Source organism: Pseudomonas flavocrustae (assembly GCF_029872515.1).
GTDB classification, from domain to species: domain Bacteria; phylum Pseudomonadota; class Gammaproteobacteria; order Pseudomonadales; family Pseudomonadaceae; genus Chryseomonas; species Chryseomonas aestiva.
Genome location: NZ_JAPDIQ010000006.1, coordinates 223,523 through 236,212, shown reverse-complemented (window position 1 = coordinate 236,212; position 12,690 = coordinate 223,523). Strand labels below are relative to the sequence as shown.

The 12,690-nt window shown below is 59.1% G+C and carries 11 protein-coding genes; 1 reads left to right on the top strand and 10 read right to left on the bottom strand.

The features are described from left to right. Positions 1 to 95 precede the first annotated feature (95 nt). The gene (locus tag OMP44_RS15125; protein WP_280309365.1) at positions 96 to 1,745 is read right to left on the bottom strand and encodes a hypothetical protein; all 1,650 of its coding nucleotides are present in this window, start codon (positions 1,743 to 1,745) and stop codon (positions 96 to 98) included. Positions 1,746 to 1,753: 8 nt separating this feature from the next. Further along, complete coding sequence (locus tag OMP44_RS15120) at positions 1,754 to 3,445, bottom strand: Hsp70 family protein (RefSeq protein ID WP_280309364.1); 1,692 nt, start codon at positions 3,443 to 3,445, stop codon at positions 1,754 to 1,756. A gap of 258 nt (positions 3,446 to 3,703) precedes the next feature. Here OMP44_RS15120 and OMP44_RS15115 point away from each other — a divergent pair, with 258 nt between their 5' ends. Beyond that, positions 3,704 to 4,336, top strand: coding sequence for an SOS response-associated peptidase (locus OMP44_RS15115; protein ID WP_077171985.1), 633 nt, complete (start codon positions 3,704 to 3,706; stop codon positions 4,334 to 4,336). 358 nt (positions 4,337 to 4,694) lie between these two features. Here the strand turns inward: OMP44_RS15115 and OMP44_RS15110 are convergent, their stop codons facing one another. The 8 genes from OMP44_RS15110 to OMP44_RS15075 form a co-directional block, all read right to left on the bottom strand. Next, positions 4,695 to 5,543, bottom strand: a complete 849-nt coding sequence (locus OMP44_RS15110) for a hypothetical protein (protein ID WP_077171983.1) — start codon at positions 5,541 to 5,543, stop codon at positions 4,695 to 4,697. A 131-nt stretch (positions 5,544 to 5,674) separates the two neighbouring features. Further along, positions 5,675 to 6,118, bottom strand: coding sequence for a hypothetical protein (locus OMP44_RS15105; protein ID WP_280309358.1), 444 nt, complete (start codon positions 6,116 to 6,118; stop codon positions 5,675 to 5,677). 156 nt (positions 6,119 to 6,274) lie between these two features. Further along, entirely contained in the window at positions 6,275 to 7,654 is a 1,380-nt protein-coding gene (locus OMP44_RS15100; RefSeq protein WP_044340845.1) for a heavy metal sensor histidine kinase, read from the bottom strand. Continuing rightward, entirely contained in the window at positions 7,651 to 8,337 is a 687-nt protein-coding gene (locus tag OMP44_RS15095) for a heavy metal response regulator transcription factor (protein ID WP_044340846.1), read from the bottom strand. The genes OMP44_RS15100 and OMP44_RS15095 overlap by 4 nt, the downstream gene beginning before the upstream one ends. 55 nt (positions 8,338 to 8,392) lie before the next feature. Further along, the gene (gene copD / locus OMP44_RS15090) at positions 8,393 to 9,325 is read right to left on the bottom strand and encodes a copper homeostasis membrane protein CopD (RefSeq protein WP_044340847.1); all 933 of its coding nucleotides are present in this window, start codon (positions 9,323 to 9,325) and stop codon (positions 8,393 to 8,395) included. A gap of 2 nt (positions 9,326 to 9,327) precedes the next feature. Next, positions 9,328 to 9,705 (bottom strand): copper resistance system chaperone CopC, encoded by a 378-nt coding sequence (gene copC / locus OMP44_RS15085; protein WP_044340848.1) that lies wholly within the window; start codon positions 9,703 to 9,705, stop codon positions 9,328 to 9,330. 53 nt (positions 9,706 to 9,758) lie between these two features. Further along, positions 9,759 to 10,793, bottom strand: a complete 1,035-nt coding sequence (locus tag OMP44_RS15080; protein WP_144959389.1) for a copper resistance protein B — start codon at positions 10,791 to 10,793, stop codon at positions 9,759 to 9,761. 5 nt (positions 10,794 to 10,798) lie between these two features. Beyond that, positions 10,799 to 12,643 carry a copper resistance system multicopper oxidase gene (locus OMP44_RS15075; RefSeq protein ID WP_044340849.1) on the bottom strand — a complete coding sequence of 615 codons (1,845 nt, stop codon included), beginning with the start codon at positions 12,641 to 12,643 and terminating at the stop codon, positions 10,799 to 10,801. Positions 12,644 to 12,690 lie beyond the last annotated feature (47 nt).

Sequence of the window (12,690 nt, the reverse complement as noted above, 5' to 3'; positions counted from 1 at the left end):
ACGAGGCCCCGAATGGAGGGCCCGCGCGTCAGCGGAGCGATCGAATCTGGTTGAGCTTGAGCGCGCGCCCACGACGTTGCATTTCCTGAAGTCGCTCAGCCAATGAACAGCCGCGCCGCGACCATAAGCGCCAATCCTGCGCCCAGGGCGAGCACCTGCTTCGCTCGACGGCGGTTCTGCAGCAGTTGATGCAGGCCTCGTTCGATCCAGGCTACCGGCGAGGCGCCTCGGGTGACGACGTTGGCGAACTGCATAGCGCCCAGTACGGTGGCCAACGCCATCACCGGGCCTAGCATGGGTACGGCGCGTCCCCACATCCAGACAAGCCCCGCGGGCAGCAGGCTGGGAAACACATGGCGCAGCACCAAAACGCCACTGCCTCTTCGCGTCAGGCGCCGTGGCAGCATCCTGGTGCTCATTGCGAAATCTGCTGGCGCGAGCAGACGTGATAGGTCCGTCCACAGGCGCATGAGCCAGGTGGCAGGCAGCACAAACGCCAAGGGCACGACCGCGAGCGGTGCTACGAGTAGTATCCCAAGGCTTTCACCGAGGGTCTTTTCTGGGTTGGCGATCAGCATGATGGTCAGCGCCAGGGAGAGCATCGCCCAAAGGTAGACGTAGCCCCAGCGCCAGTAGCCGCGTGGCATCCAAGATCGCCATTCCGCGAAGTAGGATCGCTGCAGAGCGGCCGGTATCTGGGAGAAGGTCGCGATGTCCTCTTCCAGCGCTATGCAGGCCTGCCAGTCTTCTGCCGTGAAGCTATCGGCCCACTGCCGCCGGCGACGGTCGTCCAGGTCGCCGAGCAAGAACCACGCTGCCCGTTGCCCGGCTGTTTTCGCCGGCGCGGCGAGCTGCTCGCGCAAGCTCGCCTCCAATGCGTAGGCGTGGCAGCGGCCCAGTATCGCCGTCCAGCGCTTAGCGCTGCTGGGCAGGTGGCCACGCTCTTCGCTCCAAGCATTGAGCGCGCAGACACGATCAAAGAACGCCGGCGTCCAGTGGCCGTCGTTCTCCAAAAGCTCGAACACCTCGGCCTGGAATCGGGTCCGGCGGTCGAGTGGTTGCAGCCAGTCGCTCTCCAGGGCCGCACGAAGCTGCTTATAAGCCTGAGTCTCGAGGCCCTGCGTGAGTGCCTGCCGCATCTGCACCAGCACCTGGTTGGCTAGCTGGTTGGCCAGCACAGCTTCCTCACGCAGACCCAGGTAGTCGGGCTGGGCCAGGGTCAGCCAGTGGAGGTTGGCTTGCGCCCAGGCCAGGGCTCGCAGGTCAGCGCTGTTCAAGCACCGCTGCAGGAGCTGCCGCTGAAAAGCAGCCTCCAGGCCTTCGCGCCTGGCTGTCTCCCAGGCCAGAGTGAGGTCACCCTCAAGAAGCTTGGCGAGACGACTGGAATCGTCCGGAAGCAGCTTCTCGGATAGGCGCTGGATGGAAGGTTCTGTTGGCGGTTGTTCTGCTGCGCGCTGGATCGGTTGGACCGGAGCGGCCAGCGGAGTCCCATCCATTGTAGGCACAGGACCGATCGGCGTCGCGGCCGCGGGGGAGGGTGAGTACACCCATTGGGTGGCCCGAGGCTCTTCGTCCAAGCTTGCCGGCCGACTGAGGTCCGCCAACGCGCGTTCGTAGGCTTGCCGCAGCCGTTGAAAGGCCTCTGGGTCCGTATCGGGTCGGTGAATCTTCAGGAAGCGCGCATAGGCGCGCTTGAGATCCCGCTCGGTGGGCGCCTGGGAGAGCTCCAACAGATCGAGTTTCATGCCTGGCCTCAGAGACGTCGTTCGAGACGATCCAACCGCTCCGCCAGCGACTTGCGGGCATCGCGGATGGCGCGCTCATCCTGGCTGTCGAGCGCTCGCTGGAAATCCTGCGCCAGGCTGCCGGCCCGCTCCCGGAGGTCACCCAGGCTTTCTTGATACAGGCGCTCCAGCCGGGCCATCAGCACGCTGTTCACCTGCTGATCGCGAGGATGCACCTTGAGGGCGGAAAGCGCTTCCAGGCGCTGCGCAATCTCCTCCGGGCTGAGGACGCCCGGGTTGTTCTCGATGACCAGGCTAAGCCTTGCGCCCGTCATCGGCACGTGTGCCTCCGCTTCCAGCAGCCCGTTGTTGTCATAGGTAAAGCGCACCTCGATTCGCACCTCACCCGCCCGGCGCGGTGGCACCGGTACCTCGAGCTCGCCCAGGTAGATGTTGTGCTTCACCAGCCGGCTCTCGCCCTGGAAGATGCAGAGCTTCACCGCGGTCTGATTATCATCGAGCGTTGATACGGTCTTGACCCGGCTGACCGGGACCACACTGTTGCGCTCGATGATGGGGAGGTACATCCCATAATCCCGCCGGAGGTCATCGCCTGACGTCGTCTCGATGCCGAGCGTGTAGGGACAGACATCGGTCAGCACCACCTCGTCCAAGGAGGCGTGCCTGGCCTTGAGTGCGGCTTGGATTGCCGCGCCCTGGGCCACGACCTCGTCGGGGTTGAGCTGCATCGACGGAAAGCGACCGAATAAGCCGGCCACCAGGCGGCGCACTAAGGGCATGCGAGTAGTGCCGCCCACCAGCAGTACCTCATCCAGATCGGCAGCGTTGATCCGTGCATCCCGCAGTGCGCGCTCGATCGGTGCGCGCATTCGATCGAGCAGCGGCTGGTAGAGGGCCATTACCTCGTCCTGAGTGATCTCCAGGCTCCACTCACGGCCGTGCTCTTGGATAGCAAACTGCGCCCGGGGGTGCTGTCCGAGCTGGTGCCGCACACGCTGGGCCTCACGGCGCAGGCGCTGCGCCAGCGCGCCAGTGGTAGCGTCAGGTAGGCCTGCGGCCGTCGGCGCCGCCAGGAAGTGCGCCACCAGGACATCGTCGAAGTCTTCACCGCCCAGGAAGTTGTCGCCGGCGCTGGCGCGGACCTCCATCACCCCTTCGAACAGCTCGAGGACCGACACGTCAAAGGTACCGCCACCCAGGTCGAAGACCAGGAAAGTCGTTTCCTCCTTGTGGTGCAGACCATAGGCGAGGGCGGCGGCCGTGGGCTCGTTGATGAGCTTCTCGACCTTCAGCCCGGCCAGCTCGCCGGCAATACGGGTGGCCTTGCGCTGCGCGTCGCTGAAGTAGGCCGGGACGCTAATCACCGCTTCGGTCACCGGCTCGCCCAGGAACCGCTCGGCATCTTCCTTGAGGCTGCGCAGGACCAGCGCAGAAAGCTCTTCCGCGCGGTACGGCCGGTGCCCCAGCAGCGTTTCCTGCGCGCTGCCCATATAGCGCTTGAACAAGGCGGTAGTCATCTGCGGGTGCGTCTGCAGGCGCTTGCGCGCAATGTCGCCAACCACCAGCTGGCCATTGTCGTCCAGGCCAACCACGCTCGGGGTCAGCACCTTGCCCAGGGCATTGGGGATCAGCTGGGCAACTTCGCCGCTCCAGACGGCGACCAGGCTGTTGGTGGTCCCCAGGTCTATGCCGATGATCATGCTCGCTCCTTGTGCTGTGCGGACCCGCGCAGGTGCCGCCAAAGGGCGTTATTAGAACGGCTACCATCTGGAGGGTAAAGAATCAGCCGATCGCGCGTTCCGAGCGCGGCGTCAGCGGCCGGCCGGCGTGGGTGGCAGCGCCTAGGCCACCCGCCCGGCCGCGGTCCTTCTGGAACACATCGCTGTGGTCAGGTCAAACAGTGTGAGGCGGTAGAAAGGCTAGCGGCCTCAGGTGGGATTTCGCGGAGGCTACAAGGCATGTGCAGTCACTATGAGGCGCCGACGCCGGCGCGGTTGAAAAGCGCGTTCGGCGCGCCCGTTGACGAGCAATACCAGGGCGAGCTCTGGCCGCTCTACGTGGGACCCTTTGTTCGGCTGAATTCAGCCGAAGCGCAGGAGGATGGCGCAGCGGAGTACGACATCTCGGTAGGCCAGTTCGGCTTGCTGCCTGGTTGGGCAAAGGACAGAAAGCTCGGGCGCAGCACCTACAACTGCCGTTCGGAAACGGCCGCCACGAAGAACTCCTTTCGCACGGCCTGGAAAAAGGCCCAGCACTGCATCATCCCTGCAGCAGCGATCTATGAGCCCGACTGGCGCAGCGGGAAGGCGGTGCCCACGCGGATCGAGCGAGCCGACGGCGGCCTGATGGCGATTGCGGGGCTATGGGAGGAGTGGAGCGATCCAGACGGCAAGGGTTGCTTCAGCTTCACGATGCTGACCGTCAACGCTGACGATCACCCCTTCATGAAGAACTACCACCGGCCTGAGGACGAGAAGCGCATGCTGGCCATACTGCCGAATGGCTCTATCAAGGACTGGCTGATGGCGCCGGCCGAAGCCTCGACTGGCTTCCTGCGCCAGTATCCCCCGGACCGCCTTCGGGCGGCTTGAGCGCTCCCAGCCTCTCGTGTCTGCCGGCGCTGCGAACGATGCCGTGCCGGTTTGGCTGAGAAGCGGTAGCATTATCGTAGGTGGGCAGCTGAGTCAGTGAGATTTTATCATGAGCGAGAGAGAGAACTTGGAGCTCGAGTCCCGGCGTCTTCAGTTTGAGATGCAGCGGATGATCGTCCAATCTATGAGGGATACGGCAGAGATAAACCGGAAGAACTTAGAGATTCTCTCTAAACCAGCCTGGCGGTCGTTCGAGCATTTTTGGTTTCCAATATGCGTCGGATCTGCAATGGTCTTCATTCCGTCAATGTTAGTCTTCTTGCTACACGGGCTTTCCTGACAGCAAAAGGTTCCTTAGCTAAAGTGGGCTTATGTGGCTAGCATAGTGCTCATATAGGGCAGCGATCGCAGGTGCCTCTACGCGGATATCAATCTGATCAACGTCACGAGGTAGTAATCGGCCCACATTATCGTTATGGAAAAAAGTATATTTAAAAAGGAAAAGTACACCGCACTCGATGGGAATCCAGTTTTGTATGGTGAACGGCAGGTGGGAAATCAACTTGGGCGCTGCTATCTTGTAGATTTCGAAATCTCGAAGAAGGTGGGAAGGTGCAAGTTTTTCTATCTCCTCAAGTGAGTACTGGCGAATTGCTGAAGAGTCATGCATGCCCTCCATGTGCGAGCTGCCCTGCAATAGTTTAAATAAATCGATTTTTCGAAGCCTAGGTAGAAGTTCGCCAAAATACATTTTCTGCCAGTCGCTAGCGATCACTCGAAGCTGCATGTTCGCAGTTACATTGTCGCTATCCTTCTTGAATGCTACGGCCAGATTGGTCAGCTCATGAAGAAATTCGATAAGTGGCATGACATCCGCGTTTTCGGGATTGAATGCCTTTACCAGCTCTATCATCTTTTCTAAGCTTTCTTGAGCTTGGTTCAAAAAGTAAAGTTGGTTTTCCCGTTCGGCTGACGCAGCCGCATCTTCTTTACTCTTGCGGAGCTGTTGGAAAGCGATCCAGAATGCGCCAACAGTCGCGAATTGCCCAGCCGCTTGAATCATATCGTTCAAGTTAGTGATGAAGCCAGCTTTCTTCAGATTATCCCACTCGCTGTACAATCCGATACTTATCGGCATAACCGTGAAGATGACTGAGATAGCTATTCGGTTGCTTGACCACCAAGCCTTAATATCTTGAATACTCAATGCGTTCCCTGCAAAACTGCGATTTATGCAAAAATCCTTTGAAATGAGCCTTTGCCGCGAGCGCTTGCTTCAGCAAGCGATGGCATGGGGGGCTAGTTGCGCAACTCATACCAATCCTGATCGCCCAGACCCTAACATTCTTCTTTGAGGACCGTATGAATTATGTCTAGCAGCTCATCGGCGGAATCCTCGACACTGTAATCGTAGGGGCGAGTAGCGTCTCCCCAGCTCAATCTATCATGGCTCAAAGCATAGGTATAAGGGCCGATTTTTTTTGATTTTGGCTGGGCAGCACTAGGCGTTTTTAACAGCTCGACGAGTTGCTCAAACCCATGACGGTCGAGTGTGATAGTTGACGGGCCCCAGTGCGCATTGATACTGATCGTTGGCATAGCATATTGTTCCGAGTCAAAAAATAGGTATAACGTCGAATATAGCAGAAAGCTCATGTCACGTAAAAGGCATGCTTTTCGGTTCAGCGCCAGTAATGGCTTATCGAAAGTTGACTCCGAGGCAATTCCCGAGTTGTCATTGCCGGGTTCCAAAGCAGGTAAGCGGCACTGGAAGAACGACACCTACAAGCCCGTAAATTATGTCAAGGCTAAGAAGAGATGTCGCGCTGACAGCTAAGTAAAAATGTCATTATGGCCTTACGGCCGAGCCTAACTCTTATCTGAGTGACATCAATAGTTGGTACCTAGCTCTGCCTTTCTGAGAGTTAGATAAGCGTGTCATGTGCGCAGACTAGTCCGGCGCGTGAAGGTCAGGATGAATGCCGTTCGACCTCCTTGGGAGGTACATGAAATCGTGCCACCATGCGCTTGCATCAGTGACCGGGCAATCGCTAACCCAAGCCCTGCGTTCCCATCACCTTCGCGGCGTGCAGGATCCACCCGATAGAACCGGTCGAAGATCTTCGCCAGGTGCTCCGGCGGAATTTCGGGGCCTGGGTTTTCTATCCGAAGCTCTACACGGCTGCCATAGTCCTGGATGTAGACCTCAATCGTCTCTCCAGAAGGGGTATAGCGCAGGGCATTGGACAGCAGATTCGACACGACACGGTCGATCATCACGCTATCCGCAAAGATCAAGGCGCTTCCCGATGCCTTGAGCTGGATACCCTTATCCTCAGCCAGAAGCTCGTAGTATCCGAACAGCTTGCCGATGACCCTACCCAAATCCAGCTCGACCGGTTCAGGTACGATCAGGCCGTTGTCGGACTTGGCCAGGAACAGCATGCCGTCGATGATTCCCGACAGGCGATTGAGCTCTTCCAGGTTGGAGGTCAGATTCTCCTCGTACACGTCCGAGTCCCGCTTTTGGGCCAGGATCACCTCGGTATGAGTCCGCAGGTTGCTGATCGGGGTTCGTAGCTCGTGTGCGATGTCGGCAGAAAAATTCGATAGACGTATGAACGAGTCGTCCAGGCGACCGAGCATGGAATTGAAGGCGGTGATGAGCTCGCGTAACTCATCGGGCACGGGCTCCAGAGGAATACGCTCCTTCAAGGAGCCTGCGGACATCGAGGCGGCTGTCTGGGTCACCTTGGCCACCGGCCGCAGCCCATTCTTGGCAACCAGCCAACCAAGTGCGGCACTCAGCACGGTGCTGGCTAGCAGAACGCCCCAGAACCAGCGCTCCAGCATGGCGAAGAAGTGCATATGCGTCGTGACGTCCAGTACCAACCACATGGTCAGCGGAGCAGTGGCCTCCGACGACGAGACTGGCGCCTTCAAGGCCCTGAACATGTGTCCGTCACTTTCCCACTCCCACACGCCATCGTGCTCGGTCGCCTGAGCCAGGGACGGCACCGATGACTGGGGAGGCTCTGCAAAAAAGAGGCTTCCGTCAGCCTGGAGGAATACCGCGCTGAGATCGGGATGTGCTCCCAGTAGCGTGTGCCAGCGAATCTTGAGCTGGTCCGAATTCGCGCCGGGCTCTTTAGCGATCTGGGTGATCGCTTCCAGCTTTTCTTCCAGAGCCTGGGCATCCAGAGCACGAAAATGGTGGCGGCTCAGCTCGTTGAAAGCGATGCCCACGATGATGAGGACAGCGACGACCGCGGCTACAAACATGAGGCTGAGGCGGAAGGTAAGTGAACCTGGCTTCATCCTTCGTCCTGCACGTCTAGCCTGTAGCCCATTCCACGGCAGGTGTGGAGAAGTTTCGCCTCGAAGTCATCGTCAATCTTGGCCCTTAACCGCCGAATCGCCACCTCGATGACATTCGTATCGCTATCGAAATTCATGTCCCATACTTGTGATGCGATAAGAGATTTTGACAGGACCTCGCCTCGCCGACGCATCAACAACTCCAGCAAGGCGAACTCTTTAGCGGTAAGGTCAATTCGCTTGCCGCCCCGCGTGGCGCGGCGCTTGAGTAGGTCAACCTGTAGATCTCCGATCTGCAGGTTCGTTTGAACCGGCGGGCTGGCGTTCCCGCGCCTTAATAGAGTTCGAACACGTGCCAGCAGCTCTGAAAAGGCAAAGGGCTTGATCAGGTAGTCATCGGCGCCCAGCTCTAATCCTTTGACTCGGTCATCCACGCCATCCCTTGCCGTCAGAAACAGCACCGGTACCGACTGACCTGCAGCACGCAGGCGTGTTACCACCCCCCAACCATCGAGGCCGGGCATCATCACGTCGAGAATCAGCAGGTCATAGGCTTCAGTCTGCATCTGATCGATGGCATCCGTTCCAGTGACCACTCGATCTACCGTGAAGCCAGCCTCTCGCAGGCCCTGCTGCAGATAGATTCCTGTCTTGGGTTCGTCTTCGGCTACCAGCAGTTTCATGCTTCACCCTCGGGGACACGATCTTGGCGAGACGGCACGACGGGGCCAGGCAAACTTACTTCCCCGCTTCCATCTCGGGAGACAGCGTACCAAGCCAAGCAATCAGTCCTAGCACCAAAATGGCGGAGCCTAGCTCCAGTGCCATGCTGTAACGGATAGACCGTGCCGCACGCGTGTAATCGCCTTGGTGGACTGCTTGCTCCAATGCCGGGCTCAAGAGAAAGCGGTTGGCCGAAGCCAGCCCGATCATCACGACGAAAAGGCCCAGTTTGACCAGCAGCAGCAGGCCATAGGTGCTTTGTGCCAGACCCGTGATTTGGGGTCCGACGATGAGCAGATAGTTCATCACACCCGTGAAGACGATCAGCACCACGATCACCGCACCGGCTCGCTCAAAGCCGGTAAGCGTGCGCGAGAGGATCTGGACTGATGCCTGCGTTTCCGATTTGCTGGGCCGCAGCAATAGGGCAAAAGCCACCAGCGCGCCGAACCAGCCACCACTGGCCCACAGGTGGAGAATGTCTGCGCTGAAGTGCCAGAAGCGGCGCAAGCCTTCGTCCATAGCGCCGTGCCCAGTCCACGCCAGCGTGGCCAGCGCCACGCCTGCCAGCAGCGAAACCACGAGCAGGCTCGCCAATGGCCAACGAGGATTGAAGGCAATGGCCACAGCAGCGGCCACGAGGGCGGCCATACGGATAAGCCAGGCGGTGCCAAGCTCCGTCTCGGCGATCATCATCTCAACATGCGGTATGGCCTCGCCCCATTCCTCAACCCCGCTCATAGCCTTGGCCATTTGCACCATGGACACGACCGAGAGCAAGAGGCCCGTCGCCGCGCTTGTAGCCAGCAGAGGCAAGAACGGCAATACCATGCCCGAGCGGCGCTCAGGGCCACGCAAACTATAAAGGCCGAAGAGCGCCAGCCCGAACAGCATCATCAAATCGGCATACAACGCGAAGCGAAGTCCGATGCTGAACGGATCTTCCATACTTACTTGACCTTGAATGTCACGCTACCGGTGATGGGGTGGGTATCTGATGACACTGCCCGCCAATCGACCTTGTAGGTGCCGGCCGTCAACGGCGAGGCAGGTGCGATGACCATGGTCTTCGGATCACTGCCACCCGAAACAGCCGCCTTGACCGCCATCGGCGGATGCTCCATACCAGGCATCGCCGTCATGACCAGTTTCGCGCCGGAAAACTGAGTGACCAGGTTTTCAGAAAAGTGCAGCTCGATCTTTGCCGGGGCGGCGCCTTCAGCTCCTTCGGCAGGCGTCGAAGACACCAGCTTGGGATGGGCTTGAGCCAGGACGCTAAACAGCATTCCAGCGGCTAAGAGCGTTATGAAAGGTGCACGATTGAACATGCGAACTCCTACAGCCCAAGGGGCGTTCGTGGGGAATGAGATTTGGTGTCTGGTTAGAACCACATACGTACACCCAGGACCAGTCGGGCTTCGCTGCGGTCTTCCCCTTCCTCCCGGGCAAAATCGGCAGTGTTGCCATAGGAGCGGTTCCAGCTGACACCAATGTACGGGGCGAACTCTCGGTAGATTTCGTACCGCAAACGCACTCCGACTTCCGTCTCGGACAAGCCAGAGCCGATTCCGCGTTTTGGGTCGTTCTGCCCGTAAAAATTGGCTTCGGCGGTGGGCTGCAAGATCAGGCGATTGGTCAGCAGGATGTCGTAGTCGCCCTCCAGCCTCAACGCCGTTTGGCCACCCTCTCCGAGGAAAGCAGTCGCTTCGGCCTCGAAGTTGTATAAGGCCAGGCCTTGGAGGCCAAACGCGGCCCACGTCTGTGACGGTCCTGGTTTGAAGTCCTGCCGTACGCCACCAACCACGTCCCACCACGGGCCGATGGAGTGGCCCCACAACGCTTGTAGCTCGGCGGATTCGGTTTTGCCGTTGGAGCGCTCCCCCTCGGAGCGAATCCACAGCCGGTCAATATCCCCCCCTACCCAACCATTGACGTCCCAATTCAGCACACTGCCGTTATCAGCGTTCTGCCACTCAAGCTGATCGAACAACAGGAAGTAGTTGAGGGCATCGTCATGGACCGTATGACCTTTACCACTTTGATAGACGGCCGCCCGGTTGGCATCCGTAATGGGCGGAATAGGTGTGCGGCTTTGCGTGGGGGCTGCTGGCTTGCTGGGCGCCATGGTGGTCATTCCAGAGTCCATACCCTGCATCTGGCTGTGGTCCATGCCCTGCATCTTGGAGTGATCCATCCCCTGCATCTGGCTGTGGTCCATGCCCTGCATCTTGGAGTGATCCATCCCCTGCATCTGGCTGTGGTCCATGCCCTGCATCTTGGAGTGATCCATCCCCTGCATTTGGCTGTGGTCCATGTCAGAACTGCCCGCTTCAGCAGCAAAGGCATAAACCGGTGCGATGGTGAAGCTGGTAACTGCAAGCAGCGAACAAACGTGGAGTCGATTCAACACGGTCACTGGCTTCACTCCTCTACCCGGACTTCGCGGAACATACCCATCTCCATGTGGTACAGCAGATGGCAGTGGTAGGCCCATCGCCCCAGGGCGTCGGCGGTGACGCGATAGCTACGCTTGGATCCGGGTGGCATGTCGATGGTGTGCTTGCGAACCAGGAAGTTGCCTTCCTCGTCCTCCAGGTCGCTCCACATGCCGTGCAGGTGAATTGGGTGCGTCATCATCGTGTCGTTCACCAGCACGATCCTCACACGCTCCCCGTATTTGAGAACCAGAGGGTGAGCTTCGGAGAACTTGATCCCATCGAAGGACCAGGCAAACTTCTCCATGTGTCCTGTCAGATGTAGCTCGATGGTACGGCTTGGCTCGCGGCCATCAGGGTCTTCAAAAGTGCTTCTGAGATCGGCGTAGGTGAGTACCTTGCGTCCGTTGTTACGCAGGCCCAGGCCGGGGTCATTCAATTTGGCGGTAGGCGTCATCGCCTGCATGTCGACCAGCGGGTTGTTCTTCTCACTCGCAGGATGACTTTGCATCGTCATGCCGCCCATTCCAGACATCGAACCATGGTCCATCCCCGCCATAGCGCTGTGGTCCATGCCCTGTACGGAGGACATCTTGCTGTGGTCCATGGCTGGCATGGGGCTGCCTCCCATGCTGCTCATGGTCTGCATATCATCACCGGCCGCCGAATTCGTACCCTTCATGCTGCCGTGGTCCATGCCGCCATGGTCCATACCGCCCATACCCATGTCGTCCATCGTGACCAAGGGGCGAGGATCAAGCGGAGGGACTGGAGCCACCAAGCCATCCCGCACGGCAAGGGTGCCGCGGGCATAGCCGGTACGATCCATTGACTGGGCGAAGACCGTGTAAGCCTCGCCTGTAGGCTCGACGATGACATCGTAGGTTTCGGCCACGGCGATACGAAGCTCGTCGACCTCAACCGGGTTCACGTAAAGACCATCAGACGCTACTACGGTCATTTTCAGGCCTGGGATACGGATGTCGAAGTACGTCATGGCGGAGCCATTGATGAATCGAAGCCGTAGCTTCTCACCAGGACGGAACAGGCCTGTCCAATTCATGTTCGGAGCCTGGCCATTGAGCAGGTAGGTGTAGGTTGCACCGCTCACGTCCGCAAGATCCGTGGGGTTCATCTTCATCTCAGCCCACATCTTTCGATCCGCCAGCGTCGCGGCCCAGCCCTTGTCAGCCACGTCATTGACGAAATCACCAACGGTGCGCTTGTGGAAGTTGTAGTAGTCGGACTGTTTTTTCAGCGTGCGCATCAGCGAAGCCGGATCTTCATCCGTCCAGTCCGTCAGCATCACCACATGCTCACGATCGTATTTGAAAGGCTCGGGCTCCTTCGCCTCGATGACAAGGGGGCCGTAGACCCCTACCTGTTCCTGGAAGCCTGAGTGGCTGTGATACCAGTAGGTCCCGTTCTGTTGGAGCTTGAATTGATAAACGTACATCCCGCCCGGCTCAATGCCTGCGAAACTCAGGCCCGGCACCCCGTCCATGTTTGGCGGAAGGATGATGCCGTGCCAGTGAATCGAGGTGGCCGCATCAAGCTTGTTGCGCACGCGAAGCGTCACCGTGTCGCCCTCCTTCCATCGCAAAAGGGGCCCTGGCAATCCGCCGTTGATCACCATCGCTGTGCGACGCTTGCCGGTAATGTTCACTGGCATCTCGCCAATCGACAGGTCGAACTCCGTGCCCGTCAGAGTGCTGAGCGCCGTTGAGCCAGCTGCTGCCCAACTGGGAGAACGCCACAAGCCCAGTCCCCCCAGCATGCCAGCAGCCGCGAGGCCTTTGACGAAGGTACGTCGAGAGGTTCTTGATTCCATACGAGCAGGCCCTGGTAGGGAGGACGGCAGTGGCGCCGTGCACAGGA